We start from the raw sequence: 26,316 nt of genomic DNA on the forward strand, positions 1-26,316 counted from the left end.
ATAGAAAAAATTATCCACCGGTACTACCGGTAAAAAGGAGCAACAACCATGCGAAATATCAAATTAACGATTGAATATGACGGCAAGCGCTACTTAGGGTGGCAACGACTAGGAGATTCTGAAAAAACAATCCAAGAAAAAGTTGAAGGGGTCATCAAATTATTGACGGGAGAAGAAATTGAGATCGTCGGTTCTGGCAGAACCGATGCGGGCACGCATGCTCGAGGACAAGTGGCGAATTTCAAGACGACCCATCAAATGAGTTTGCCAGAGATGCAGCAGTTCTTTAACCGCTATTTGCCGCAAGACATCGTCGTCAACAAGATTGAAGAGGTGCCTGAGCGCTTCCATGCACGCTATCACGCCAAAGGCAAGCAATATAGCTATTATGTTTGGAACAACGCGATCCCATCGGTCTTTGCTCGCAATACTAGTTTTCATTGCCCGCAGCCCCTTGATTTGGAAAAAATGCAGCAAGCGGCTGAGAAGTTGATCGGCACCCATGATTTTATCGGCTTTTCTGCATTGAAAAAATCAAAAAAATCAACGGTGCGCACGATCGATGAAATCACCATCACACCAGAAGGCGACCTATTGCGGTTTACCTTCAAAGGCAACGGCTTTTTGCATAAAATGGTCCGAATCTTGACAGGCACACTGATTGCCATTGGCGATGGCACACTGCCACCAGAAGTGATCGATCAAGTGTTAGCCGATAAAGTACGACAAGCAGCTGGTGAAACAGTGCCTTCTCATGGCTTATTTCTAGATGAGGTGTATTATTAAAAGAAACATGGTAATGGCTATTTAAGGAAAGGAGATCATCTATTGATCACATTAAAATCCCCACGAGAGATCGAACAAATGAAAACTTCTGGTCGTATCTTGGCAAGTATTCACGAACAGCTACGAGAGAAAATCGTTCCCGGTATCACCACGAACCAAATCAACGCCTTTGTCCATCAACAGATAGAAGCTGCAGGGGCAACAGCCGCGCAAATCGGGTTTGAAGGCTATGAATTTGCGACGTGTATCAGTGTCAATGAAGAGATTTGTCATGGTTTCCCTTCAGAATATGTTTTAAAATCAGGCGATGTCATTAAAGTCGATTTTTGTGTCGATTACAAAGGGGCAATCTCTGACAGCTGTTGGACGTATGCGGTAGGAGAGATTTCACCAGAACATCAAGCACTGATGGAAGTCACGAAAGAAGCCTTGATGAGAGGAATCGAGCAAGCACAGGTCGGCAACCGAGTTGGCGATATTGGTTATGCGATCCAAAGCTTCGCTGAAGAAAAAGGGTATGGTGTCGTGCGGGACTTTATTGCTCACGGCATTGGCCCAACCATTCATGAAGAACCATTCTTTCCTCATTTCGGGTTACCTGGCAAAGGAATTCGGTTGAAAGAAGGTATGACGATCACCATCGAACCGATGATCACGACAGGCACTTGGCGCATGAAGATGGACCCGAACGGCTGGACAGCACGCACCATTGACGGCAGTTATTGTGCCCAATATGAACATTCGATCGCCATCACCAAAGAAGGTCCTATTATCATGACGTTGCAAAAGGAAGAAACGTGAACACAAGGCCGATAGAATAGAAGAAAATACGAAAATCGTTCGAGTGTTTCTACACGAACGATTTTTTGCATTTACTTGTCGAAGTTGCGAAGCTAGGGTATAGCACATTCAAATAGGAAGAAAAGTAGGTCTTTTTAGGAAATGATTATGAAACAATCAAACTACTTCCAGTAGAAGCTTTTTGGAGTAAACATTAAAAGATATAAAAGCTGGATATAAGAAGAGTCAGTATCGAAGTATTTTTTTGTTATTTCCTTTTTAAAATATCGTTATAGTTTTGAGAGAACGAAAAAAATTCTCGGAAAAATCAGAATCGTTAAATTTAGAAGTTTTTATTCATCTATATTTATCTCTTTATAGCCTTTATTTACTGAAAAAACCGTGATATACTTTTAAGATAAAAATATAAAGGAGAGATAAAGTGAAAAAACGTGTATGGGGTATTTTATTATTAGGAATTGGTTGTTTTTTTTGTTCATAATTTCACATTCCAATCTGTACAAGCAGATGAGTTTGACGATGGGCAGGTGACTTTTGAAGACTATTCAAAGGATAATCGTAGTTCAGTTATGACATATGAAGAATATGTAGAATTCATCAATGAAATTAATTCTCAAAATAATCAACTAACAAGAGAGGTCGTATCTCGTTCATTATCAGGCGGTAATTTGAGTCAAAGAGAGCAAATTGTAGCAGAAGCAAAAAAACATATAGGTAAACCATATACTCAAACAAATCCTGATAGATTGGGACCTGACAAATTTGATTGTTCTGGCTTAGTTTATTATGTTTTTAATCAAGTTACAGGAAAAGATGTCGGAAAATTGACGTGGGAGCAAGAGTATGCTGGAAAGCAAATTCCTATCTCTGAGGCTAAACCAGGTGACTTACTTTTTTGGGGAAGTAGAGGGAAAACGAGTCATACTGCCATTTATATTGGAAATAATCAGTATATTCATGCTCCAACTTTTGGAAGAACGGTTGAATTATCTCCAATCTGGGACAGTTTCTATCCATCATTTGCCATCCGGATGGATCTATCAGAATACCAAACAGTGCCTTATGGAAAAACGGTTATGGCGGTCAGTAATTATCCAATATGGAACAACTTAGAATTTACTTCTCAAAATGGAAATACTTCTAATTTTCAAGATGGTTTAGTTTATTATGCGAAAAATCAAATCTCTTTTAGTGATGGTAGAACGTTTTATGAACTATATCGTGGAGATTCCTTTGTAGGATTTATTAATACTGTAGCAGTTGAAGAATTAACCGCTACAAGCGAGAATAAAAATATTATGGCAACTAAAAATTATCCAAGATGGGGAAATCTCTATTGGACTAGTAAACTAGGCGATACTTCTGATTTCGCCGATAATCCAGTGTACTATACATCTGTTAGTTATACTTTAACAAATGGTAAAAAGTTTTATTCTCTCTATCGTGGTGATCAATGGTTTGGTTATATCAATGCTGAAGCGGTTATTGATTTGAAGGCTGAAAATATTGATAAATTTGTCAGTGCGACGAAGAATTATCCGATTTGGGGAAACCTATATTGGACGAGTAAATTAGGAAGTACAGAAAATTATTCGAGTGGTCTGGTCTATAAAGCAAAATATAAATATACTCTGTCAAATGGAAAGATATTTTATTCTATATATCAAGGCGACACATGGATAGGTTATATTAATTCTGATGCTACTGAAGATTTAAGAACTGAAAATATTAACATAGGAGTACAGATTACTAGCAAAAACTATCCTATGTGGAACAATTTTTATTGGACTAGTAAAAAATTCGAAGCAGGTCAGTTGTATGGTAATAGTTACACTGCTAAAGTAAAATATACATTAGGAAATGGAAAGACCTTCTATTCCTTATATGATAATACAAATACATGGATTGGATATGTTAACACTCAAGGTACAAGTGTTAAATAAGTTCTCGCAAAAATTATCAATATTTTTTATTATCCTAGATGAAAGCAAAAAGCGAATCCACACTTGATTCGCTTTTTGCTTTCTCAAGTTTAATTAATATAATTAGGACAATGAATTTCGAACAATTCATTTAAAAGCAAAAAACTCAAATCGTTTTGCCCCTTTTTCTTATCCCTCTCACCGCTCCAGTGAAAGCTTTATTCAACAACCCTTTAGCAAGCACATCAATCATCCCCATGATTGAGTTTATCAGCAACAAAGGTTTCTACACTATACCTGCCCCATTTTGAGAGACTCTCTATAAACAAAGGGAAGGTTACATCTGTAAAATGACTGACCAAGAGATAACAAGCTTGACCTGAAACTTTATGAAAGACTTCAATTTCTTTGTATTGATTCACGAAGGCTTCAAAATCTGTATAGCGATTTGAATCCATAAAAAACCGGATGTATTGCGTACTTGGATAGTTTACTACAATACTAAATCGCTGAATGATTCCTTCATCTTGCAATTTCAGGATCCGATTGCCTACAGCTTGTCCCGTCAGGTGGACCATTTCGCCGATTTCTTTATTCGATAATTTGCTGTTGTGTTTCAGGATAGCTAGGATTTGTTCATCGATGATGTCCATAAGGGTTCCTCCTTTCATAATGAAAGTAAATTGACTTTATCTTTTTCAAGAGACGCTTTGTTGTAGGGTCATATGTATTTATACTGGATTATAACAAATAAGAAAAGAAATGGTGATTCTATGAAAAAAGCTTTAGTAATTATTGATGTCCAAAATGACTATTTTAAAGAAGGAAGAATGGCCCTTCATTCCCCTGAACAGGCGCTTGCAAACATAAATAAACTAGAAGCGTCTTTTATCGAAAAGCAACTCCCGATCATCTATATCCAACACATCAACGATCAAGAAGCGGCTGATTTTTTTGAACGAGGGACCAAAGGCGTACGGCTGCATGAACAGTTAAAAACAACGCATTCTTCTATTATTATCGAAAAGCACTTTCCTAACTCGTTCATTGAAACAAATTTAAAAGAAACGTTAGACTCTTTAGGTGTCCAACAAGTTATCATCACTGGGATGATGACGCATATGTGCATCGATTCAACCACAAGAGCTAGTAAAGAACTCGGTTATCAGCCCATACTGATTTCTGATGCCACGGCAACGAAAGCATTAACATTTGAAGCACACGAAATTCCTGCGGAAGCTGTTCAACGAGCGTTTTTATCGGCCTTGGAAACCTTCTCTACGGTGATGAAAACCGATGACTATTTAAACGGATTGTAGAAAAATTGCGTATTTACCAACAAAGGCAACGTTCATTTGCATTGAGTGGTTCTTGATCACTCTTTGAAATTGGTGATCCTAACTCATTCCGCTTCAATGTTTCTAAAAAAATGAATGCCCAGTTGCGTACCCACCAATTCTACTGAGCTGATTCTTCAGAGGATGCATGCGAACCAATTACGCACCAACCCATACAAAAGCCAAAAACGTTCGAGGATTTTTCTCGAACGTTTTTTGGGCATCAAATTGGGCGAATCGGCGAAACTATGGTACAGTGCAACCAAACAAGGAGCGAAAGTCGCTCCTTCATGAGGCAAAGGGGCAATGGTGATGAAGCAAAAAACGATGGCGTGGCTGTCAGAAATCTATAATTTGATCTTGCATCCTGGCACAAGACAGTGGGAACGAGAACAACTGGTGCAAGCAAAAAATACACTGGAAACTCAGCTGGCGACCAAACAAAAAGCAGGCAAACACGAAAAAGAATCGTCAAATAGCCTTGAAGACCAACAGACCAAGCGGGTTTTGGAAAAACTAGAAGCGTCGTTGCGTCCTTTGGCACTGAGAAACAATCTGACCCCGAATGTCGCAGAGTTTTATCAAACAATCAGCCAGTCAGCACCGAAAAAGGCAAGGAATGAAGAAACAAGCAAAGTCCAACCAGTAGAAGTTTCCGTGGAGCCGAACGAAACAGGTGAAAAAGCACAAGAAGTGGCTATTTTTGCTGGCGGCTGCTTTTGGTGTATGGTAGAGCCTTTTGAAGACCAGCCGGGCATTCTTTCCGTCTTGTCGGGGTATACTGGGGGAACAGTCCCGAATCCGACGTATGATCAAGTACTAAGCGGAACAACAGGGCATGTCGAAGCGGTAGAGATCGTTTTTGATCCCAAAATCATCACCTATCAGGACTTGTTGCAGTTGTACTGGCAAGTGACAGACCCGACAGATGCTTTCGGACAATTTCAAGATCGCGGCAATTTTTATCGCCCAATCATTTTCTATACGACTGCTGAACAGGAAGTGCTTGCGCAAGAAGCCAAAAAGGAACTAGCCCAATCTGGTTATTATCAGCAACCCATCGTGACCGAGATCCGCAAGGCCACGCAGTTTTGGCCAGCGGAAAACTACCATCAAGCATTTTACAAGAAACAGCCAAAGCGCTACCAGCGGATCAAGCGAGCGCGCAAACAACTGATGCTTTTTTATCGGCTGAAACGCTGGACAAACCGAGGAAAAAAACGATCATAAACAGAGGATCACTAAAAAAAGCGGGGCTCCGAGAAAAGGGGAAAAGAATCAAATGAAGGCTCTTTTCTCCACAAGCCGCGCTTTTTTCTGCGCTTTTAGCCAATTGGATAAAAAACGTAGATTTATTTTAGAATAATGTCCAAAGAAAGCGTTAACAACAAGAATTATAATAGAGAAAGAAAAAGTGGCGAAAAAGGTCGAAAAAGCAGGTGTCTTTTGCTTGATTCCTTTCTTCGAGGAAAGAAGGTGGGAAACACCAGAGAAAAATCAGCGGAAAAATCAATCGGCAACACCCCATAGCAACACAACATTTATTATATGAAGGTTCATATAAGTTAGGAGAAATGTGATGAAAAAAAAGGGAACGTTCGTCTCACTGTTTATGGCTCTCATTCTTTTTATCTTTTCAGAAAGAACAGTGTTTGCGGCAGAAGCGATCAATGAGATCGTCGCACCAACAGGAGTTAAAGCATTTCTAGTACTGATTCCATTAGTGTTAGTGCTGGTTTTGCTCTTTAAAAAAGTAGATATGATCATTGCTGGCTTGATTGCTGGGATCTTGGCGATGATTATTGGCGGGATCAGTTTAGCTGAAGCCAATTCGCAACTGTTGGAAGCTATTCCGACGATGTTGAGTATTACGGTGCCAATCATCAATTCCGCTGTAGCGATGGCGGTCTTCAAAGCGGGCAGTTATACGGCGGCCTTAACCTTAGCCAAAAGAGGAACCAAAGGAAAAGTGGAATATGTGGCTGGTTTTATTGTCATCTTATTGGCAGCAGCGACTTATATGTCTGGAATCGGCGGCGGGAGTGCGATGGTGATCGCACCGTTAGCATTTGCGGCAGTTGGGGTGGTACCCGAATTGATCGCAGCGATGTCGTTAGCGGCAGCGGTCTCCTTTACGACTTCTCCTGCCTCTTTGGAATCTAGTATCGTGTCTGAACTAGGCGGTTTTAGTGTCGCTTCTTATGTCGATCAAATGCGCCCATTTTGGTTGTTATTCGTTGGTTTGGCGATTTTATTGGCATTCTTCGGGACCAAGCGTCGTCATCTGGGCTTCAAAGAATCAGCCAACCAAGAGTACGAAAACAAAAGCAATGGCGAGTTATTCAAAACGACACTGCCTGCGATCTTCTTGCTTTTTGCGGTCATCTTTGGACCGTTGATCAATGACCTGATCGGCTTTGTCCTCTTTACACCGCTATTTTATATGGTGGTCACGTTAGCGTTGATTTTTGTTTGTACCGACTTTTCCATGAATCAATCGGTGGAAGCGATGGTGGACGGATCCACGTATATTTTGACCCGCTTGTTCCAAGTGGGGATCTTTTTAGCCTTCATCAACGTGATCGCTGAAACTGGGACGTTTGCTGTAATTGCAGGTGCGGCACAAAATGCCCCCGCAGCGATCGTCGTTCCCGTGGCGATCTTGACGGGTGTCTTGATTGGGATTCCCGCAGGTGCCTATGTCGGCTCCGTTTTAACACTCGTGCTACCAGTTGCCGTTTCATTAGGCTTCCCAGTCTTAGCTCTTGGCTTTGTAACGATGGGGGTTGGCCTCGGCAGTCAAATGAGTTTTGTCAACATTACGATGCAAGCTTTATCTTCTGGTTTCCAAATTCCGATTCTGGATGTAGTCAAAGGAAACGTGAAGTGGTTGAGTTTAGCAGCCGTATTATTATTAGTCATCGGCTTAGTGTTTGGCTGATGGATAGGAGGAAAACATGGATTTATTGATCAAGCAAGCACGTCTTGAAGACGATGCAGAATTAGTAGACATTGCAATTTCAGAAGGAAAAATCACCGCAGTTGCACCCAACATTGAAGAATCAGCAGCAACAACGATTGAGGCGAAAGGCAAAGTGGTGATCCTTGGATTGATCGAAAGCCATATCCACTTAGACAAAGCCTTGATCGCCGATCGTGAGCCCAATAATTCAGGAACATTGCAAGAAGCGATCCAAGTTACGGCAAAGCTCAAACCGACCTTTACCGAAGAAGACATTTATGATCGGGCGAAACGCGCATTAGAAATGCTGATCCTGCACGGCACGACTGCTGTTCGCACCCATGCCGAATTTGATCCGGTGCAAGGCTTCACTGGTTTTGATACCATTATGCGCTTAAAAGAAGAATACCGCGACTTGATCGATATTCAGGTCGTTGCCTTTCCGCAAGAAGGGATTTTTAAGGCCCCAGGGACGGATAAGATGATGATCGAAGCGATGGAGAAAGGCGCCGATGTCGTTGGCGGGATTCCTTACAATGATGCGCCAGCCAATGAGCACATCGACTTGATCTTTGAGATCGCCAAACGATTTGATAAAGACATTGACTTGCATCAAGATTTTGCTGACGAAGCAGACGATACATCGATCGTCTATCTGTGTGAAAAAACCATCGCAGAAGGCTACCAAGGTCGGGTATCAGTAGGACATTTGACTGCGCTGCACGCCATGGAACCGGATCAGCTGGCAGAAGTCATCGATTTGATGGTCAAAGCCCAAATCAATGTGATGCCGTTGCCTGCGACCGACTTGCATTTAGGTGCCAGAAACGATGCTTACAATGTTCGTCGTGCCGTGACACCGATTCGCAAGTTACGTGATGCTGGTGTAAATATTTGCTTAGGCAGCAACAATATCCGAAACGCCTTTACGCCCTATGGCAATGGGGATTTGATCCAAATCGCTATGCTGGCTGTGCCAGTGGCACACTTAGGCGGCGCCGATGACTTGCCGACAGTCTTGCCAATGATTACGACCAATACCGCAAAAGCGTTAAATATCAAAGACTATGGAATCGCTGTTGGCAACCGCGCAGATTTGATTCTTTTAGATACCCAGAAAAAAGCCGATGTGCTGATCGATATTCCTGAACGTTTGATGGTCATCAAAAATGGCCGCATCACCGTGGAAGTCAAAAAAGAAGTGACGATCCACCGTTAACAACAGATCATGTTTTCTCAAGTAGTACGATTTATTCGTGCTACTTTTTTGTCGTAATATAGTCGAAATAAAAAAATCATTTTCTAGTCATTTGTTCTTTTTTCATCTATGATAGAAAGAAAACCGCTATCACGGAGAGTTCGTTTAAGAAAATCCTGTCAAAACTGTTTGACAACGCCATGATATCAATGGATTTGAGCAGAAACCACAGCAGGTCTGCGTTAAGGTAGGAGAAGGAGGCCAAGATGACGATTGGGGAAGCACTAAAGAACCATCGAGTCACACAGCAAATGAGCCAAGAAGAAGTAGCAACAAAAATTTTAGTGACCCGCACATCGATCTCAAATTGGGAAACCGGCAAGACGGTACCAGACAGTTTGAATTTATTGAAACTGAGTACCCTTTATGGGTGCAGTGTCGATGAGCTATTAAAAAAGGAGCGAGCAGGAATGAAAAAGAATTTTCGTACGATGACCTATGGTGCTGGATTGAAAGACGGAACGATGCGTTTGAAAATTGAGACTGATGCCAGCAAGTTTTTCCCACGAGGGGTTGAAGTCAAAGCATCCGTCGATTTAGAAACAGGAGAAGTGACCTTTTTTGTCGAGCAAGAGGATTTGAAAAAGCTGAAAGCAGCCACCGACGACAAATAATTTTTTTATACAGTTTTTTGCTAAATTTTGCTTGGACAAGAGAAAAAAAAGCGATGGATAAAAAAACACGATCCTAGCTGCGTCGTGTTTTTTTTTGTGGGATGAAAGAGGGATGAGGCAATCGATGGAAGCTGATTCTACTTTTTCTTTTCTGCTATTTTCAAGATTTGTAACGATTAAGGGTAAGCGAAAAGATGCAGAAGGCTATATACAATATATAGTGAATAGATCGATTTTTATCTAAATGAAGCACAATATGTAGTATTTACTTTTTTAAGAGATTGTGTAAAATAGCAGGTGTAGTGAAAAAGGAGCTGTTGTTTTTGAGAGTAACTGTATATTGCGGCACCCGTTTAGAAAATGCGGAAAAGTTGGCAAAGACCGCTCGTGCCATCGGCAATGCCTTAGCAAAAAATCACATCGAGTTGGTTTATTGCGGCCCTTTGGCTGGCTTGATGAGGGAGATCGTGAAAGGGGTCTTTGAAAAAGAAGGCGCAGTGACGGGGATCTATCCATCAGGTTCCTTTGCAGAAGATTTGCCGCCAATCATCACTGGATCAAGCACATACACCGAGTTCTATACGGATACGAGGGAGGAACAAACGCAACAATTGCTGGAAATGAGCGATGCCTACCTTGTATTACCTGGTGGATTTGGTACACTAGAGGAGTTGTCATCAGTATGCTCTTTTATGACTCTTGGGAAATTGCCAGTCAAGCCCATAGGTGTGTTAATGAACGAAGGCTTGAAGGATGGACTGAAGCCGCTGCTAACTATGTTTGAAGCTTCCAGCTTTGCTTGGGCTGAACTGTCGGAAACGCTCTTTGTCCTATCTGACGTTGAGACGTTGATCCAGCGATTGGCGGCGAAGGGTTCAAAAAAGGAGTGCTTGGCAGGATGAAGCATGTCTATTTAGCGGGACCGTTTTTTTCAAACGAACCAATCGCACGACTCAAGCAAGTAGAAAGCTGTTTAGCTGAAGACCCGCAGCCCTTGGCGGTCTATGCGCCGCGCTTGTATCAAGAAAGTTCATCTGAACCCTATACACCGAAATGGGCGAGAGAAGTTTTTGAAAAAGACATGCTGGAATTGACACGGGCCGACGTCGTCGTTGCCGTTTTGGATGACCATGAAGGGATCGCCGATCCGGGAACAGCCTTTGAAATCGGCGCAGCACACGTACGAAATAAACCAGTAATCGCTTTTCAGGAAAAAGCCGCGGCGGTCAATCTGATGTTGACGGAGTCGGTGCAAGCGTATTTGACTGATCTGGCGGCACGAACAGCGTATGATTTTGAAGCGATGGCGCACCGAGCCTTTGTCGGTGACTATATTTAATAAAGGATGATGAATGTGTTACTAATCGCAGGAACGATCGGGGCAGGAAAAAGCAGTTTGACTGATTTTTTATCGAAGGAAATGGCGTCGAAGCCTTTCTATGAAAACGTGGAGGACAACGATGTTCTGCCATTGTTTTATTCCAATCCAGAACGATACGCCTTTTTATTGCAGATTTTTTTCTTAAACAAAAGCTTTTTAGGGATGCGGGAAGCTTTGTCCAATGATGACAATGTCATTGACCGCTCCATCTATGAGGATAGCTTGATGTTTCATCTAAATGCGGATCTAGGTCGCATCGCACCGATGGAAGTCGAACAATACGATAACCTGTTGAACACGATGCTGCGGGAATTGGAAGAATCAGCGCCGTTGAAGCATCCAGATCTAATGGTTCATATCAAGGTTTCATTGGATACAATGATTGAACGGATCAACAAACGTGGTCGTTCCTATGAACAAATTGCCAACGATCCGACATTGTACGACTATTACAAAGAATTAAATCAGCGGTACGATGAATGGTATGAAAACTTTGACGTTTGTCCGAAAATGCAAATTGATGGGGATCAATTGGACTTTGTTGCCAATGAAGACAACCTCATGGTGATCCTCGAGATGATCCAAGAAAAACTGGCGGAAGTCCGTCAGACCCATGGCAAAGGCCACTATTGTACGGACAAAGCCATCGCAAAAGGTGATTTTTCTAAGAAAAACGCAGCATCTGTGACAAGCTGACCCAGCAGTTGAGGACAGCTTAGGGAAAAAACAAGTGTCTTATCGACAATGGGAGGGAGCAAGGCGATGAATGTTGAACGATTTATTGAAGCGAGGAAACAGGCGGGCTTCTCGCAGCAAGAACTTTCGGAAGGAATCTGTACGCAAGCCACTTTGAGTAAATTTGAAAACAACGGTCAGGTACCGTCCCTCAAAATTTTGATCAAATTGTGTAATCGGATCGGCTTGCCATTGGTCGACTTGTTTTCTTCCATGAATGTCGCAACGACCAAAATCAAAGAAGAATTGGCAAAAGCCGAATTCTACTTGATCACGAGCGAGTATGAACAGTTGGCTGCATTGCTAAGTCAAATCGAAGTGAAGCTGATCGATGAACCAGCATTAAAAGCGCAATATGATTATTTAAAAGGCTTTGAAATGATTTTTAATGAAGCTGCGATTACCGATGTCTTGTTTCAATTCGATCAGTTATTGATGAATGAAACGGCGGAGGAATTGTTTGATCTCTTAGCGTATACTGGGATCGGTTTGGTGTATGCCAGAGAAGAAGAATGGGCAAAGGCTGAGTTTTATGTGACGAAGGTCTTTGAGAAAATTTATACCTATCCGATCAAAACGATCGAAGACACGTGGCGGGTGTTGAACATCGTCTTTCATTGCGGCGTCTTTTATGCGAAAGTCGATGATTTGGAAACTAGTGATACCTTGTTGAATTATGTGTTGGCGATTTGTTCCGACAATCATTTGACCTACTACTTGGCTCGCGCGGCAGCCCAACTGACCGAAAATGCCATTCGTGAACAACAGCCGAAAGAAACAATTTTGGAAATGTTACACGATGCACGAGCGTATGCCAAAATCAATAAAAATGTAAAATTATTGGCGCATTTAAAAGCGGTCGAAGAAACGATTGATTAAAAATATATTTTCGACAAAAAAGTTTTGTTGCGCAAATGCTTGATAAATAGCAGTCCTTTCGACGAAGGGACTGCTTTTTTGAATTTTCTTTATATAAAAAAATATATAATCGTGTTGACAAAAAAATATATCGGGAGTATTCTTTAATTGTGAAAAAACTAACATAATTTGAGGTATATCGTTTTTAGGAGAAGGGATTTTATGAAGACAGCAGTGAGAGAAGCCGCTCGCGCGATTCAGCGGATGGGCACGTCCATTGAGTTAAAAGTTGCTCATACAAAACCAGAAAGTGTACTGGACGAGCTGGAGACCCAACTGAAAGTATACGACCATCGCTTTAGTGCCAATGATCCGCGATCGGAATTGAATCAGCTGAATCAGTTAGCAGGACAAAAGGGGCTTGTGCTTGATCCAGAATTGTACCAGCTGATCGAAATCGGCAAACATCATAGCTGTGCTCCCCACAGTCAGCTGAATATTGCCATCGGTCCACTGGTCCAAGCATGGCGCATCGGGTTTGAAGATGCCCGCATCGTATCAAAGACGCAGGTCAAAGAATTGCTTGCGCTAACAGACCCGCAACAGATCCAATTGGCAGCAGGCAAGGTTTTTTTGAAAAAAGCTGGAATGAGGATCGACCTCGGAGCATTAGCAAAAGGCTACATCGCTGATAAGTTACGCACCCATTGCCAAGCCCGTGGAGCAGCGTATGGATTGATCAACTTAGGCGGAAATATTGTCTGTTTCGGCGCTGCACCAAATCATTCGGACGGGCATTGGCGGATCGGGATCCGAGATCCCAAAGGCGGTCGGGCAGACACCTTGGGCATTCTGCCAATCAAGGACCAAACCGTCGTCACTTCGGGGATCTATGAGCGGGTCTTGACCACCGCTGAAGGAACGTATCATCATTTGATTGATCCTCAGAGTGGCTTTCCCATCGAATGTGGGTATTTGAGCATCACGATCGTTGCAGCGACATCGTTACTGGGGGAAATCTGGACTTCGCGCTTGTTTGGCAAGCCCATTCCAGTTGTTTTGCAAGAGATTCAGCAGCAGCCAGAAATCGAAGGAATCATCGTAACCAAAGAAAATGAAGTCATTGCCTCTAAAGGCATTCAGGCAAGACTTTTAAGATAGCCCAACCAGAAAGGAAGAGACAGGATGAAATTTATCGGATTCGTAGGAACCAATGCCACTCGTTCCACCAATCGCACGTTGTTGCAATTTATGAAAAAAATGTTTGCCAATGAGGCAGAGATCGAACTAGTCGAGATCAAAGATCTTCCAATGTTCAACAAACCAGAATCAAAGGAGTTGCCCGTACAAGTAACCCAGCTTGCCGAAAAAATCGCGGCAGCAGACGGTGTGATCATCAGTACACCAGAATACGATCATGCCGTACCCGCAGCGTTGATCAATGCCCTGAACTGGTTGTCCTATGGAATTTTCCCTTTTGTTGACAAGCCAGTGATGATCACTGGTGCTTCTTATGGGACGTTAGGTTCTTCTCGTGCCCAAGCCCATCTAAGACAGATTCTGGATTCTCCAGAGTTAAAAGCACGGATCATGCCTAGCTCTGAATTTCTCTTAGGTCATTCGCTGCAAGCGTTTGACGAGCAAGGCAACTTGATCGATGAAGAGCAGACCCAAAAACTGCAAGGACTGTTCAACGATTTTCTTTTATTTGTAAAAATTACCAGCCAGTTGCAGCACGCCCATGCCGCCAATCAAAAAGAAGCTGCTGAATTTTCATGGGAAACCATCTAACCGCAAAAGATAGGAGCGTAAAGACAATGAAATTGATCGGAATCGTCGGATCAGCCGCTGAAGTCTCCACCAATCGTCAGCTGCTGAACTTTATCAAAAAGCAATACAAAAAGGAATTCACGTTAGAACTTGTAGAGATCAAAGACTTTCCTCTCTTTAATCAAGAGGAAGATCAAACCCAAAGCCCAGCCATCCAGCGTTTGAATCGGCAATTATTGATGGCAGACGGTGTGATCATTGCTACACCAGAGCACAACCATACCGTGACGGCAGGACTGAAAAGCTTGCTAGAATGGCTTTCATTCAAGATCCATTCTCTGGAAAACAAACCAGTAATGATCGTGGGTGCCTCTTACTATGATCAAGGAACTTCAAGGGCCCAGCTACATCTGCGCCAAATTTTGGACGCACCGGGAGTCAATGCTTTAGTGATGCCAGGGAATGAGTTTTTGTTGGGCAAAGCCAAAGAAGCTTTCGATGAAGCGGGTGATTTGATCGATGCCCGAACGGTTGCTTTTTTAGATGCGACGATCAACAGCTTCTTGCAATTTATCAAAGTCGTTTCTGCCTTAGCGGGTCCCAAACAATTGCCGCCCGAAGACCTCTACGCCACAGGGAAAATCGCAACCACCGTGGAAGGAGTGGATATGTATGATGATCAATGGCTGGAAAAAGCCGCTGAAGCAGTCGGTGCCGTTTCTGGCAATACCTACGTCAAACTAAATCGCGGCTTGCTGACAGTCGATCAGATTAATTACTTCTTAGATTCGATGCCGATGGAATTGACGTTTGCCGATAGCAACAACCAATTCTTGTATTACAATCTGCGGGAAGAAGCCCAAAATATGCTGGCAGCACGTGTGCCAGGACAAGTCGGCAATCCATTAGCAAAATGCCATCCTGAAAAATCCTTCAAAAATGTTGAGTGGGTGATCCAACAGCTGCGCAGTGGGGCAACCGACGCGGTTCGGGTCCATGTGCCGAAACAGGTGCCAGAAAAATACATCGTCCACAATTATCAAGCGATGCACGATGAAAACGGCGAATATGCGGGGATCAACGAATACATCCTTGATTTCAAGCCAATCATCGAATGGTATTTGCAACAAACCGGTCAAAAACTTGTCGGCAATGAAGACGCCATTTCCAGTGCTTCTGTGCGCCAAGAACCGACCGATGCGGTCACTAGTGCCAGCACTCATGACGCACCTGCAGCAGATGCGGTCACCAGTGCTTCAGTGAAATAAGGGTTGTCTAAAGGGAGAAAAGGAATCGCTAGAAGCATTCGCTTGCAATCAGTTGCCAAGCGAATGCTTCTCTTTTTGCTGCTTTTTCATGAATGAACGGTTTTCTATGAGCGATTGAATTGATCAAGGACATCGTTGCGAGGATTTCACAAAGTTTCTGAAAAAAATTTGCATATTCATCTTTTGCTTCGTATACTAGTTTAGGACGTTGCTTATAAAACGGCTGTATCATCGTACATATTTTTTGATAGGAGGAATTGCATGAAAGACAAACGAAAAGTCTTGCGTCCATTAGGATCAGGGTTTGCGATGGCGGTTCCTTTGTTTATAGGGATCCTCGTTCAGGACCCTTTGATAAGTTCTGTGGGGGCGATGGGGGCTTTTTCCTACTTGGCTTTTCAACATCGGACCCTTTTTTATAATCTGCGCGCCATTTTGACCCACGGCGCTGCGCTGCTGCTGGCATTTATTTTAGGCGCTGGGACAGCACTGATTCCTTGGAGCGCACCTTTTATCATCGGTGCGTTATCGTTTTCTGCGTTTTTGTTGTCAAAAGTGATGCGGATCCCCAAGCCCGATTATTTCTTCGTGTTGATGCTTTATGCCACCGGCTTTAATTTTCACGCAGCGCACCTTGGAGAGATCTTGCACCACAGTTCCTATTTGCTTTATGGCATCGCAGGCTCGCTGCTTGCTGGACTGGTGATTTCTTTGGCTGAACAGCTGCCGTTGAAAGAAGAAAAAACGGCCTTTCAACAACTGAGCTTGCACGAGAAATATTCGCTAGCATTATCTCAGCAACCAGAAATGGTCATCAAGGCGCTGCACTTTTCTTTGATATTGTTCATTGCGACCTACATTGCCTATCTGTTGCGGGACAGCAACGGCTATTGGATCTTGATTTCTGCTGCTGCCGTCTTGGCAGGAGAACATATGGAAAAAATCAAAAATCGCACGATTGGTAGGGTACTGGGAGGAATCGTGGGGCTGCTGCTGGGTTTCTTATTGATGTCCTTGCATATGCCCCTTGAAGCGATCGCAGTGGTATTGATCATTCTAAACATATTGACGGAGTTTTTTATGCCAGTCAATTATACCGTTGCTAATTTTTTTACCAATCCGCAAGTCCTGCTGTTAATGACCATCGGTACTAGTTTTACGCCGCTGAAATTGATCCCATTGCGTTTTTCAGGGGCATTGATCGGCAGTGTGCTGGCAATGCTGTTGATCTTTCTAATGGATTGGGCAGTAAAGCAAATGGAGCAAGCGCTGGGAAGTAAGCCAGAAGACACGACGGATCAAACACAATAGAATGCACCATCATCGATAAGCAAGAGCTGTAGCTCTTGCTTTTTTTTGCCTTTGATCCTCTATCTAAACGTTATCTCCATCGGATAGGAAAAATAAGGGAAATATGAAATAATCGAGCAAAGGTTCCTATTTTGAAATAGAAGCGTTTACATTTTTGCAAACTAAAGTGGCAGAAACATCTACTTTTTTTGTTGTAAGCGAAATCATATACTCAAATCAGAGAAGGAGAGAAAGTTGTGAAAAAACGAATCGTAGATGTTTTGCATCGCCTGTTGGTGACTGATTATCCACTATCCATTGAGCAACTGGCAGAAGAGACCGCAGCCAGTGGGCGGACGATCCGCAATGATTTGAATGAGATCAACACGTTTCTTGCTGACTTACACATCGGACCGATCCAAACCCTTCGAGGAAAGGGCATCCTTTTGAAACTGACCTCGAAACAGCAAGCCATCGTTTGGCAGGCATTACACGCACAACAGTCGGAATATATGACCCGTGAAGAGCGTCGTTTTGATCTGCTGCTGCATCTGACCTTTTCAAAAGAGATCCTGGTGTTGAATAAAAAAGAAGAAGCGTACCAGATATCAAAAAGCAGCATGGATGAAGACATGCGCCGTTTGCGGGCGGACATCAATAAATATGGCATTGAGATCATCAGCCTAGGAAAAAAAGGACTGCGGTTGAATGGATCGGAACGAGCGATTCGGACGATGATTTTTGACATCATCAATCAGCGGATCGGTAGGTTGCCACTTGATAAACAGACCCCAGATTTAGTCTTTACGAAATTGCTTTATCGCTATTTGCCGCAAAAAGAAATCAAACAGATCCAACTAGTGATGCAAGCAGTGTTGCCGCCAAATCAAAATGAGTTGTATAGCAGCCAAATTTTATTGTTTACCGCCATTTGGCTGATGCGTATCAGAATGAAGGAATTTATCACTCGCATGAACTGGTCTACTTCCAGCAATCAGCTCCAAGGGTCAGCCTATATCCAGGCGATCGCTGAAACCTTTTCGATTGAGCCACCAGAAATCGAAGTCAACTATCTTTCTTTCATCATCGAATCACTGAATTTTAAAGATTTGTCCAATTCCATCGAATGGGCGCATGCGCAACTCTTGTCGCTGCAGCTGATCCAATTTGTGGAATGCCAAACCAAGATCCCTTTTAGTAAAAAGGAAGAAGAGTTGTTAGAGGGATTGTATAAACATATGGCAGCGCTGATCGTTCGAGCCAAGAGCGGTATTCAAGTACCCAATCCGATCAAAGAGACCGTTCGCAAAAATTATGGACAAATCTACCAAGCCGTCAAGGGGTTCGCTCCTACGATCGAAGAGATCGTCGGTCAACCACTATCGGAAGATGAACTGACATTTCTCGTGATCCATTTTTCTACAGCCCTAAGTTCATTGAACCACGAGATTATTACGATCTATAAGGCGGTCGTCGTCTGTAACCATGGAATGGCAACCGGCAATCTGCTGGCAGCCAGCCTCAAGGAGAAGTTTCCAAAAGTAGAAGTTGCGGCAGTCTTGAATTCACAAGAAGTCAATTTGATCACGAAATTCGATGTGGATCTGGTTTTTTCAACCTATGAGATCGATTATCGAGAAAAGCCGGTATTACTGATCCCACCGATCATCAATGAAGAAAATCACCAAGTGATCCGCCGTTTCTTAAAAAACAATGAACAATTCAAGCGGATCGCCTTTGACCAAAAAAATGCCACGCTGTTCTTCAATCAATTGCTTACAGTCATTGAAGAAAGCGGTGGGACGGTCGATGCTGCCGCCTATCGCAAATTGACACACTTGTTTGAACAAAATCAATTAGCCATTAATGCAAGGGAGATTCAGCCAATGTTAAAAGATGTTTTATCCGCTAGTCATATTCAATTAAATGTTCCTGTTCAAAATTGGGAAGAAGCCATTGAACGCTCGGCGCAGCCACTATTAAAAGAACAGATCATCGAAAAACACTATATCGAGGCAATGGTTGCTGCGGTGAAGGAATACGGTCCTTATATCGTCATTGGTAAACATTTGGCGCTGGCGCATGCCCGACCAGAAGATGGCGCCCAGCAGTTGGGTGTGAGTGTCCTCACCTTGGCGCCGCCAGTCGCATTTGGGAACCCAGAAATGGACCCTGTCAAAATCATTTTTTGCTTGGCTGCGGTGGACTCTTACTCTCATCTTGCCATCATGAAGGAATTGATCGAATTGATCAATGATGAAAAAAAAGTCACGCAGTTGCTGGCTTGTTCCACGATTGAAGCTTTTCAATCATTGCTATTTTCATAAAAAACAAGAAAAGGGGAAAAAATCATGAACAAATTATCGATCTTATTCGTATGCGGTGCAGGTCTTGGCAGCAGCTTTGCGGCTCAGATGTCAACAGAAGATGTCTTAACGAAATTAGGAGTGGAGGCGAAATTGGATCATGTCGATATCTCATCAGCGGTATCAATGAAACCAGACATCATCATTACGGCAGAGAATTTCCGAACGCAATTTGAAAAGTTTGCCTTGGACCCGACAACCGCAATCATTTATTTACGCAACATCGTTTCAAAACCAGAAATCGAAGAAAAAATCACCCCGGTATTAACGGAAAAAGGCGCACTGTAAGGAAGAGGCATGACGAAGGGAGTTTGAAAAAATGGGCATCATCAATTTTATCATTGATAATATTTTAACGCAGGCATCGATCACGATCGCTTTGATCGCGATGTTAGGGCTGCTGCTTCAGAAAAAGTCAGCAGGTCAAGTCATTTCAGGAAGTTTGAAGACGCTATTGGGCTTCCAGGTTTTAAGCGCTGGTTCTAGCATCATCGTCGGTAGTTTGACCTATTTCGGCGAGATTTTCACAGAAGGATTCGACATGCAAGGCATAATTCCTTCCATCGAAGCCATCAACGGGCAAGCGATGAATGAGTTGGGCTTGGGTCGGGACATAGCGCTGACATTTTTAGCTATCTTTGTTTTTAATATTTTATTGGCACGCTTTACAAAATGGAAATATATTTTCTTAACGGGTCAAGCCATTTTATGGATGGCGACCATGACGACGGTCTTTGGCTATTTCGCTGGTTTACGCGGCGTTGTCTTGATTCTTGTCGGTGGGGTGATTGGGGCGATCTTTGCCGTAGCGATGCCAGCGATGGCTCAGCCCATCATCCGCAAAGTCACTGGGTCAGACGACATTGCTCTCGGACATTTCTGTACGATCGGCTACCTCTTTGAAGCAGGCGTTGCCTATCTGTTTGGAGAAAGAGGCGAGAAGAAAAAATCGATCGAAGACATCAAACTGCCACGTTCTTTTGAATTTTTACAAGATACCTATCTTTCTGTCATGGTCGTGATGGTTCCACTGTATATCGTGACGGTCTTGTTTGCTGGAGAAACCTTTGCTTCTACGCTCTCTGGTGATCAAAATTACATCATGCATGCCTTCTTACAAGCCATTCAATTCGTGGTTGGGGTCTATGTTTTGTTAGCAGGCGTTCGGTTGCTCTTAGGCGAGATCGTCCCTGCGTTTCGTGGGATCGCCATGAAATTGGTGCCTGATGCAAAACCAGCACTCGATTGCCCAGTGTTCTTCCCATATAGCCCCAATGCAGTTATTTTAGGCTTCATTACTACAACGATTGGGACAGTCATCGCCATGTTCGTTTTACCAGTCTTTGGCTTGGCGATGATCTTGCCGGGGATGCTGACGAACTTCTTTGCAGGCGGTACCGCTGGGATCTTCGGCAATGCGGTCGGTGGACGTCGAGGGGCGATCATCGGAGGGATCTTTCACGGCTTCTTCATTACGTTACTGCCAGCCCTACTTGTAACGATCTTCAATCAAATGGGCTTTGTTAACGCTACGGCAACTGATGTGGATACCGTCACGGCAGCCTTGCTATATGCTTGGATCATCAGTCCCTTATTGAAAAACTTTTAATCGCTAGGAGGAAGACGCATGTTCTCTTTTTTCAAAAAAGAAAAAAAGCCCACAGAAACACCAGCGGTTCCTTTGATCGCTGAAGAAAGCCAAGAGGCAGAAGCGCTTATTGCAAATCTAGAAAGTCAGTTGCAAGCAGAAACCGACATCGACGAACAAGCAAAATTGTATGAAGCGTTAGGCTTAGCGCAGGCAAAACTTTCCCGCACAGAAGAAGCGATCGACGCATTGGAAAAAAGCTTGCAGGCGAAAAAATCGATCGGGGACGGCTACAAAAAACTGATGTCCCTTTACAATGCTCAGCGTGCCGCCGCCGCACGAAACGGCGACGATGCAAAGATCGACTATTACATGGACAAAATGGAAGAAATGCGGCAAATCGCCAAACAACTTACGATCAGCGGCAATTAAACTAGACGAGGTGGAATCAAGGATGTATACAACATTAAAAGAAGTAACGAAAACAGCAGAAGCATTGAATTTTACAGTGGGGGCTTTTAATACCCATAATTTAGAAATGCTGCCAAGTATGCTGCGGGCAGCCAAAGAGATGGGGGCACCCATCATCATTCAAACAAGTATCGATACAGCGAAATACATTGGCTATGATGTCTTGGTCAATGTCGTCAAAACGATTGCCGATCACGAGCTAGTGGACGCTGTCTTGCATTTGGACCATGCCAGAGATTTCGATGAGATCAAAGCAGCGATTGATAGCGGCTATAGCTCGGTGATGTATGATGGCTCGCATTTGCCCTTCAAAGAAAACATTTTGAAAACGCGCGCAGTCGTAGAATACGCCCATGCCCATGGGGTGTCCGTCGAAGGAGAACTAGGAACGATCGGCGGCACAGAAGAAGGCATTCATGTGGAAGAAGACGATAAAGTCTTCACACGCCCAGAAAATGCGGTAGAATTTGTCGCTGCTACTGGCGTCGATGCGCTAGCCATCGCTATCGGAACCAATCACGGCCAATTCCGTTCCAAAACCGAAGTGAATGTTGAGTTATTGAAGGAGATCCATGCAGTCGTCGACGTGCCGCTAGTCATTCATGGAGGAACTGGCGTCAAAGAAGAAGATTATCCCGAATTGATCAATAACGGCATTCGTAAGTTTAATGTAGGTACTGAATTGTTGGTGAACTGGACGAAGATTGCGAAAGAAAATTTTGGGGCAACGGAAGTCAACAAATCTTTGCGCCACAACGTGATCCCATCCAATGAAGCCATCAAAGAAATCGTCAAGCATAAGATCGGCCTTTTCATGAATACGAAAGCGCCGACTGCGATCGGCAAATAGATGGTACGCAAAAAGATGCTTGTTTTATTGGCAGGCAGCCCTGGAACTGGAAAAAGTTATTTACTGGATCTGTTGAAGACACGTTTTCCTGATCTTTTCGCTCTTACGCCAGATGAAATCAAAGAGTGCTATGCCGAATCCCTCGGCTTTGATTCATTGGCAGAAAAAGCCCAGATCGAAAAGCAGTATGTTTGGCCTTTTTACTATCAGGCATTGGGCTTGTACATGTCTTTAGGAAAACGCTTGGTGGTCTCGGAATACCCTTTTAGTGAAAAACAGAAGCCATTGCTAACTTTTCTCGCCCAAAGCTATGGTTATGAGTGCTTGACCATTCGCTTGACTGCTTCTTTTGAAACCTTATGGGAAAGACGCTTCTTACGTGATCGAGCGGATGACCGTCATTTAAGTTTCATCATGGAACGGTACCATTACGGGGATGTACTGGAAGATAGACAAGCTGCAACCAACCATATAACCAAAGAAGCGTTTCGGCAAATCATCACTGATCGCCGTTACGATGACTTTCAGTTAGGAGCGCTTATCGAAGTCAATGTGGAAGATTACGAGCAAGTGGATTATCGCCCGTTGATCGAGAGAATCGCTGAACAACTCAATGACTTAAATTGAAGAAAAACAGGCGCTACACCTGAAAAGGGCAGCGCCTGTTTTTTTAGTCTAAGCCCAAAAATTTCGAAGTTCCTTGGTTTTGGACTTGGAGGATTTCGGCTAATACTTTGGCATCAAATTGCCCCTCTTTATTGGCAGAATAGACATTGACCTTGAGCTGGTAGTCGGGCAAAGCATAGTTTTCAAGACTTGCTTCAAGCTGCGCGACCGCTTGTTTCGAGAGTGGTTCACCGACGAGTTTTAATTCAAGGGATTGTTTCTGCTCATTAAGTGTTTGCTCCAGCAAATAATGTTCCCCCAGTTTGGCTTCTACAAAACGCTTGGCATGGTATTCCACGATGGTCGTTTGGATCGTCGTATAAACGAAGAAACTCCCAATGATCGTGATCGGTAAGGCAACCACGGCAAACTTCCACCATTTTTGGTGACGGAAATCCCCATACTGCAACAGCCAGATGGTAATGAACAAGGAAAAACAAATCAAAAAGGAATTGGTGAAAAAGAGTTGAGCAGATTCCCATGAAATCGAATAGTCTTTGATCGACAGCCCATAACCCGTTACACAAAGCGGCAAAATCAGGGACGTCCCGATGGAGACGCCGATAATAACATCGTTGTCGCGGCCCCTGACTTTGGCAAAAGCCAGTGCGGAACCACCGATCAATGCGACGCAAATATCCCAAATCGTCGCAGACGTTTGGGTGATGATCTCAGGTGTTGTGTCTTTGACAGGCGTGAGTAAGAAAAAGGCGAATGAGATGATAAGTACGATGATGACTTGGATGCTAAAGACCAGCAGCCCTTTTTTGACTAAGCGCAAGTGGGAAAGACCTAAACCAAAGCCGATCCCGTTGATCCCATTTAAAAGTGGCGAAATCAACATCGCCCCGATAATCGTTGTCGTAGAGTTGTAGTTCAAACCAATCGAAGCAATCAGCGTTGCACAAACTAAAAGTGCATAGACGAGCATCGTTTGGTCCATATCTTTTTGAATTTTTCCAATCAATTGTTCTTTGGAAACTAAATCAGGCGTTAAGTTCACATTCATCATCCTTTCTGAGAAAAATCGTTCGGCTCTTTTCATTGTCCCTTAAATCGGCTGATTTTACAAAAATCTGCGTTTATCAGGCGATGGCAGCAACGAGAATTCAATGATTGGGTTGCCAATCTTTTGCAAAACCGCCGATTTCCTCTAGAATAAGAAGCATATCAGATAAATGGAAAAGGTGGGGAATGGATGAAAGATTATTTTGCGCAATACAAACGCCTGTTATCGATCGCTGAAGCAGGTTTGTACTATGGCAAAGATGTCTACGATAAGGAACGTTACCAAGAGATCAAAGAGTTGGCATTGCATTTGATGAGTACCGTCGTGGATCAAGACGCAGCTGCGTTGACTCTTTTAACAGAAAAAAATGAGGGCTATCCTACGCCCAAAGTCGATGTACGAGCATTGATCCAAAAAGACGAAAAAATCTTGCTGGTGGAAGACAGCCTGACGAAAGAATGGTCACTGCCAGGAGGCTATGCAGAAATTGGCTTGACGCCACGGGAAAACATCAAAAAAGAAGTGCTGGAAGAAACTGGCTTACTCGTTGAGGTCAAGGAGCTGCGAGCAATTTTTGATACGAATCTAAGACCAGACATTCCGCAAGTGTTTCAATACTATAAGCTGGTCTTTGTCTGTGATGTTTTGGCAGGGGACTTCATCAAAAACAGTGAAACCTCCAACAGCGATTACTTTTCGTTGAAGGAGCTGCCGAAGCTTTCCATCAAGCGCACCACCAAGGAACAACTGGAGCAATTGGTGAATGAGAAGTCGTTACACGTTGATTAAAAACAGCTAAGGGTAAGATGTTGGAAAAAGCGTTTTATTGGTTTTTTTAACTGGATAATATTTACTTGCAGATAAAGTTGGTTTATGATTGATTTCGTCGTTTTCATTATAAAAAATCAAGCAATGGCGATACCTTTGCTTGATTGCTGGAGGAGTAAAAATGAAGAATCAAATCAATTCCTTTTTTGGGCTGGATGCCTTACAAACAACGGTTAAACGAGAAATCTTAGCTGGTTTTACCACCTTTATCTCGATGGCCTATATTTTATTCGTCAATCCAACGGTCCTTGGGGCATCTGGGATGGACGAAGGTGCCGTCTTTACGGCAACGGCGTTAGCCAGCGCATTGGGCTGTATCTTGATGGGAGTTTTAGCAAAATACCCGATCGCTACGGCACCCGCATTAGGGATCAACGCCTTCTTTTCTTATTCAGTCTGTATTGGAATGGGGGTTCCATGGCAAACAGCATTAGCGGGTGTGTTTGTGGCATCACTGATTTTCATCGTGATCACGATCTTCAAATTACGGGAGCTGATCATTGATGCGATTCCTGCTGATTTAAAATATGCCATCTCTGGTGGGATCGGTCTGTTCATCGCCTTTTTGGGATTGAGCGAAGGTGGGATCATCGTTTCCGATGATTCGACCCTTGTGGCACTAGGGTCATTGAGTGTCGGTACGACGTGGCTGACGATTTTTGGTTTAGTGATCACTGCCGTCTTGATGGTTCGCAGAGTTCCTGGTGGAATTTTTATCGGGATGGCCGCAACAACTGTTTTAGGTCTTTTGACTGGCTTGATCCAAGCACCATCCAGTATCGTTTCTGCTGCACCGAGTATTTCTTCCACATTCTTAGTGGCGCTAAACCATGTAGGAGACATCAACTCCCTGCAAATGTGGGTCGTAGTACTGACTTTCTTACTCGTCACTTTCTTTGATACGGCAGGCACCTTGGTGGGACTTGCCAATCAAGCGGGCTTTATGAAAGACAACAAAATGCCGCGGGTCGGCAAAGCACTTGCTTCTGACTCCACCGCCATGCTCGCTGGTTCTTTATTAGGGACCTCACCAGTAGGCGCATATGTCGAATCCTCCGCTGGGATCGCCGTGGGCGGTCGCTCTGGCTTGACTGCCGTGACGACTGGAATTTTCTTCTTGTTCGGCTTGTTCTTTTCACCATTGCTATCCGTTGTTACTTCCCAAGTGACGGCACCAGCACTGATCGTCGTAGGCGTGCTGATGGCACAATCGCTACGAGAAATCAAATGGCACGAAATGGAAATCGCAATCCCAGCCTTCTTGATTCTACTAGGCATGCCGTTGACCTATAGCATCTCCGATGGGATCGCCTTGGGTTTCATCTTTTACCCAATCACCATGTTAGCAGCCAAACGCGGCAAAGAAGTCTCACCAATCATGTACGGCTTGTTCTTTGTCTTTCTTGGGTTTATGTGGATTTTGAATGTGTGAGAGAGACGTTTTAATGTAAACTTAGGATAGGATTTCAACTAATAAAAAACCAGTTAAGCGTGGCTTAGCTGGTTTTTATTATATGTCGCTTGCTATAAAAATGTTCAGAATTGAATAACGGTTA

General features: G+C 43.4%; 26 protein-coding genes. 24 read left to right on the plus strand and 2 right to left on the minus strand.

Going from position 1 to position 26,316, the window contains the following annotated elements; all coding sequences use genetic code 11:
- Positions 1-48: 48 nt before the first annotated feature.
- The 3 genes from truA to IGI71_RS04770 all read left to right on the plus strand — a co-directional run bounded on the left by truA (position 49) and on the right by IGI71_RS04770 (position 3,530).
- The gene (truA, locus tag IGI71_RS04760; RefSeq protein ID WP_005225435.1) at positions 49-786 is read left to right on the plus strand and encodes a tRNA pseudouridine(38-40) synthase TruA; all 738 of its coding nucleotides are present in this window, start codon (positions 49-51) and stop codon (positions 784-786) included.
- Positions 787-828: 42 nt separating this feature from the next.
- Positions 829-1,587 (plus strand): type I methionyl aminopeptidase, encoded by a 759-nt coding sequence (map, locus tag IGI71_RS04765; protein WP_005225436.1) that lies wholly within the window; start codon positions 829-831, stop codon positions 1,585-1,587.
- A gap of 569 nt (positions 1,588-2,156) precedes the next feature.
- On the plus strand, positions 2,157-3,530 hold the full coding sequence (locus IGI71_RS04770) for a C40 family peptidase (protein ID WP_230209433.1): 1,374 nt from the start codon (positions 2,157-2,159) through the stop codon (positions 3,528-3,530).
- Between the two features lie 224 nt (positions 3,531-3,754).
- On the opposite strand, the gene IGI71_RS04775 is transcribed toward IGI71_RS04770, so the two are convergent.
- The gene (locus tag IGI71_RS04775) at positions 3,755-4,162 is read right to left on the minus strand and encodes an Lrp/AsnC family transcriptional regulator (RefSeq protein WP_010747719.1); all 408 of its coding nucleotides are present in this window, start codon (positions 4,160-4,162) and stop codon (positions 3,755-3,757) included.
- Between the two features lie 120 nt (positions 4,163-4,282).
- Here IGI71_RS04775 and IGI71_RS04780 point away from each other — a divergent pair, with 120 nt between their 5' ends.
- From IGI71_RS04780 to IGI71_RS04870, 19 genes are all read left to right on the plus strand, one after another.
- Positions 4,283-4,828, plus strand: a complete 546-nt coding sequence (locus IGI71_RS04780; RefSeq protein WP_005225439.1) for a cysteine hydrolase family protein — start codon at positions 4,283-4,285, stop codon at positions 4,826-4,828.
- Positions 4,829-5,152: 324 nt separating this feature from the next.
- Entirely contained in the window at positions 5,153-6,076 is a 924-nt protein-coding gene (gene msrA, locus IGI71_RS04785; protein ID WP_010747721.1) for a peptide-methionine (S)-S-oxide reductase MsrA, read from the plus strand.
- 349 nt (positions 6,077-6,425) lie between these two features.
- Complete coding sequence (locus IGI71_RS04790; protein ID WP_430616191.1) at positions 6,426-7,787, plus strand: citrate transporter; 1,362 nt, start codon at positions 6,426-6,428, stop codon at positions 7,785-7,787.
- Between the two features lie 16 nt (positions 7,788-7,803).
- Entirely contained in the window at positions 7,804-9,027 is a 1,224-nt protein-coding gene (locus IGI71_RS04795; protein WP_430616192.1) for an amidohydrolase family protein, read from the plus strand.
- 245 nt (positions 9,028-9,272) lie between these two features.
- Positions 9,273-9,680, plus strand: a complete 408-nt coding sequence (locus tag IGI71_RS04800; protein WP_005225444.1) for a helix-turn-helix domain-containing protein — start codon at positions 9,273-9,275, stop codon at positions 9,678-9,680.
- Between the two features lie 323 nt (positions 9,681-10,003).
- Positions 10,004-10,582 carry an LOG family protein gene (locus tag IGI71_RS04805; RefSeq protein ID WP_010747723.1) on the plus strand — a complete coding sequence of 193 codons (579 nt, stop codon included), beginning with the start codon at positions 10,004-10,006 and terminating at the stop codon, positions 10,580-10,582.
- Positions 10,579-11,019 carry a nucleoside 2-deoxyribosyltransferase gene (locus IGI71_RS04810; RefSeq protein ID WP_010747724.1) on the plus strand — a complete coding sequence of 147 codons (441 nt, stop codon included), beginning with the start codon at positions 10,579-10,581 and terminating at the stop codon, positions 11,017-11,019. The genes IGI71_RS04805 and IGI71_RS04810 overlap by 4 nt, the downstream gene beginning before the upstream one ends.
- Positions 11,020-11,034: 15 nt before the next feature.
- Positions 11,035-11,757: a deoxynucleoside kinase gene (locus IGI71_RS04815; protein WP_005225447.1), complete on the plus strand. Its 723-nt coding sequence runs from the start codon at positions 11,035-11,037 to the stop codon at positions 11,755-11,757.
- Between the two features lie 66 nt (positions 11,758-11,823).
- On the plus strand, positions 11,824-12,675 hold the full coding sequence (locus IGI71_RS04820) for a helix-turn-helix domain-containing protein (protein WP_010747725.1): 852 nt from the start codon (positions 11,824-11,826) through the stop codon (positions 12,673-12,675).
- Positions 12,676-12,876: 201 nt separating this feature from the next.
- Positions 12,877-13,815 carry an FAD:protein FMN transferase gene (locus tag IGI71_RS04825; RefSeq protein ID WP_010747726.1) on the plus strand — a complete coding sequence of 313 codons (939 nt, stop codon included), beginning with the start codon at positions 12,877-12,879 and terminating at the stop codon, positions 13,813-13,815.
- A gap of 24 nt (positions 13,816-13,839) precedes the next feature.
- Positions 13,840-14,445: an NADPH-dependent FMN reductase gene (locus IGI71_RS04830; RefSeq protein ID WP_005225450.1), complete on the plus strand. Its 606-nt coding sequence runs from the start codon at positions 13,840-13,842 to the stop codon at positions 14,443-14,445.
- Positions 14,446-14,471: 26 nt separating this feature from the next.
- Positions 14,472-15,692 (plus strand): NAD(P)H-dependent oxidoreductase, encoded by a 1,221-nt coding sequence (locus IGI71_RS04835; RefSeq protein WP_010747727.1) that lies wholly within the window; start codon positions 14,472-14,474, stop codon positions 15,690-15,692.
- Positions 15,693-15,953: 261 nt separating this feature from the next.
- Entirely contained in the window at positions 15,954-17,003 is a 1,050-nt protein-coding gene (locus tag IGI71_RS04840) for an FUSC family protein (protein ID WP_005225453.1), read from the plus strand.
- A 236-nt stretch (positions 17,004-17,239) separates the two neighbouring features.
- The gene (locus IGI71_RS04845) at positions 17,240-19,309 is read left to right on the plus strand and encodes a BglG family transcription antiterminator (protein WP_430616193.1); all 2,070 of its coding nucleotides are present in this window, start codon (positions 17,240-17,242) and stop codon (positions 19,307-19,309) included.
- A gap of 24 nt (positions 19,310-19,333) precedes the next feature.
- Positions 19,334-19,636: a PTS sugar transporter subunit IIB gene (locus IGI71_RS04850; RefSeq protein ID WP_005225455.1), complete on the plus strand. Its 303-nt coding sequence runs from the start codon at positions 19,334-19,336 to the stop codon at positions 19,634-19,636.
- A 31-nt stretch (positions 19,637-19,667) separates the two neighbouring features.
- Complete coding sequence (locus tag IGI71_RS04855; protein WP_005225456.1) at positions 19,668-20,957, plus strand: PTS sugar transporter subunit IIC; 1,290 nt, start codon at positions 19,668-19,670, stop codon at positions 20,955-20,957.
- An 18-nt stretch (positions 20,958-20,975) separates the two neighbouring features.
- Positions 20,976-21,368: a tetratricopeptide repeat protein gene (locus IGI71_RS04860; RefSeq protein ID WP_289230470.1), complete on the plus strand. Its 393-nt coding sequence runs from the start codon at positions 20,976-20,978 to the stop codon at positions 21,366-21,368.
- 22 nt (positions 21,369-21,390) lie between these two features.
- On the plus strand, positions 21,391-22,257 hold the full coding sequence (locus IGI71_RS04865; RefSeq protein WP_005225458.1) for a class II fructose-bisphosphate aldolase: 867 nt from the start codon (positions 21,391-21,393) through the stop codon (positions 22,255-22,257).
- The gene (locus IGI71_RS04870; RefSeq protein ID WP_081116570.1) at positions 22,258-22,884 is read left to right on the plus strand and encodes a zeta toxin family protein; all 627 of its coding nucleotides are present in this window, start codon (positions 22,258-22,260) and stop codon (positions 22,882-22,884) included. It abuts the gene before it with no gap.
- A gap of 43 nt (positions 22,885-22,927) precedes the next feature.
- Here the strand turns inward: IGI71_RS04870 and IGI71_RS04875 are convergent, their stop codons facing one another.
- Positions 22,928-23,932, minus strand: coding sequence for a DUF389 domain-containing protein (locus IGI71_RS04875; protein ID WP_289230471.1), 1,005 nt, complete (start codon positions 23,930-23,932; stop codon positions 22,928-22,930).
- A 189-nt stretch (positions 23,933-24,121) separates the two neighbouring features.
- On the opposite strand from IGI71_RS04875, the gene IGI71_RS04880 reads away from it, so the two are divergent.
- Positions 24,122-24,721, plus strand: coding sequence for an NUDIX hydrolase N-terminal domain-containing protein (locus tag IGI71_RS04880; protein WP_005225461.1), 600 nt, complete (start codon positions 24,122-24,124; stop codon positions 24,719-24,721).
- A gap of 160 nt (positions 24,722-24,881) precedes the next feature.
- Positions 24,882-26,192, plus strand: coding sequence for an NCS2 family permease (locus IGI71_RS04885; protein WP_081116571.1), 1,311 nt, complete (start codon positions 24,882-24,884; stop codon positions 26,190-26,192).
- Positions 26,193-26,316 lie beyond the last annotated feature (124 nt).

This window comes from Enterococcus sp. DIV1279b (genome assembly GCF_050531515.1).
Classification (GTDB): Bacteria; Bacillota; Bacilli; order Lactobacillales; family Enterococcaceae; genus Enterococcus_D; species Enterococcus_D casseliflavus.

What these genes read in the sequence shown, in the direction of transcription:
- IGI71_RS04870 (WP_081116570.1), top strand. Translation starts at nt 22,258, where the DNA reads ATGGTACGCAAAAAGATGCTTGTTTTATTGGCAGGCAGCCCTGGAACT.
- IGI71_RS04885 (WP_081116571.1), top strand. Translation starts at nt 24,882, where the DNA reads ATGAAGAATCAAATCAATTCCTTTTTTGGGCTGGATGCCTTACAAACA.
- IGI71_RS04780 (WP_005225439.1), top strand. Translation starts at nt 4,283, where the DNA reads ATGAAAAAAGCTTTAGTAATTATTGATGTCCAAAATGACTATTTTAAA.
- IGI71_RS04820 (WP_010747725.1), top strand. Translation starts at nt 11,824, where the DNA reads ATGAATGTTGAACGATTTATTGAAGCGAGGAAACAGGCGGGCTTCTCG.
- IGI71_RS04840 (WP_005225453.1), top strand. Translation starts at nt 15,954, where the DNA reads ATGAAAGACAAACGAAAAGTCTTGCGTCCATTAGGATCAGGGTTTGCG.
- IGI71_RS04810 (WP_010747724.1), top strand. Translation starts at nt 10,579, where the DNA reads ATGAAGCATGTCTATTTAGCGGGACCGTTTTTTTCAAACGAACCAATC.
- IGI71_RS04865 (WP_005225458.1), top strand. Translation starts at nt 21,391, where the DNA reads ATGTATACAACATTAAAAGAAGTAACGAAAACAGCAGAAGCATTGAAT.
- truA (WP_005225435.1), top strand. Translation starts at nt 49, where the DNA reads ATGCGAAATATCAAATTAACGATTGAATATGACGGCAAGCGCTACTTA.
- IGI71_RS04830 (WP_005225450.1), top strand. Translation starts at nt 13,840, where the DNA reads ATGAAATTTATCGGATTCGTAGGAACCAATGCCACTCGTTCCACCAAT.
- IGI71_RS04860 (WP_289230470.1), top strand. Translation starts at nt 20,976, where the DNA reads ATGTTCTCTTTTTTCAAAAAAGAAAAAAAGCCCACAGAAACACCAGCG.
- IGI71_RS04770 (WP_230209433.1), top strand. Translation starts at nt 2,157, where the DNA reads ATGACATATGAAGAATATGTAGAATTCATCAATGAAATTAATTCTCAA.
- IGI71_RS04850 (WP_005225455.1), top strand. Translation starts at nt 19,334, where the DNA reads ATGAACAAATTATCGATCTTATTCGTATGCGGTGCAGGTCTTGGCAGC.
- IGI71_RS04880 (WP_005225461.1), top strand. Translation starts at nt 24,122, where the DNA reads ATGAAAGATTATTTTGCGCAATACAAACGCCTGTTATCGATCGCTGAA.
- IGI71_RS04875 (WP_289230471.1), bottom strand. Translation starts at nt 23,932, where the DNA reads ATGAATGTGAACTTAACGCCTGATTTAGTTTCCAAAGAACAATTGATT.
- msrA (WP_010747721.1), top strand. Translation starts at nt 5,153, where the DNA reads ATGGTGATGAAGCAAAAAACGATGGCGTGGCTGTCAGAAATCTATAAT.
- IGI71_RS04795 (WP_430616192.1), top strand. Translation starts at nt 7,804, where the DNA reads ATGGATTTATTGATCAAGCAAGCACGTCTTGAAGACGATGCAGAATTA.
- IGI71_RS04790 (WP_430616191.1), top strand. Translation starts at nt 6,426, where the DNA reads ATGAAAAAAAAGGGAACGTTCGTCTCACTGTTTATGGCTCTCATTCTT.
- IGI71_RS04835 (WP_010747727.1), top strand. Translation starts at nt 14,472, where the DNA reads ATGAAATTGATCGGAATCGTCGGATCAGCCGCTGAAGTCTCCACCAAT.
- IGI71_RS04800 (WP_005225444.1), top strand. Translation starts at nt 9,273, where the DNA reads ATGACGATTGGGGAAGCACTAAAGAACCATCGAGTCACACAGCAAATG.
- IGI71_RS04825 (WP_010747726.1), top strand. Translation starts at nt 12,877, where the DNA reads ATGAAGACAGCAGTGAGAGAAGCCGCTCGCGCGATTCAGCGGATGGGC.
- IGI71_RS04855 (WP_005225456.1), top strand. Translation starts at nt 19,668, where the DNA reads ATGGGCATCATCAATTTTATCATTGATAATATTTTAACGCAGGCATCG.
- IGI71_RS04775 (WP_010747719.1), bottom strand. Translation starts at nt 4,162, where the DNA reads ATGGACATCATCGATGAACAAATCCTAGCTATCCTGAAACACAACAGC.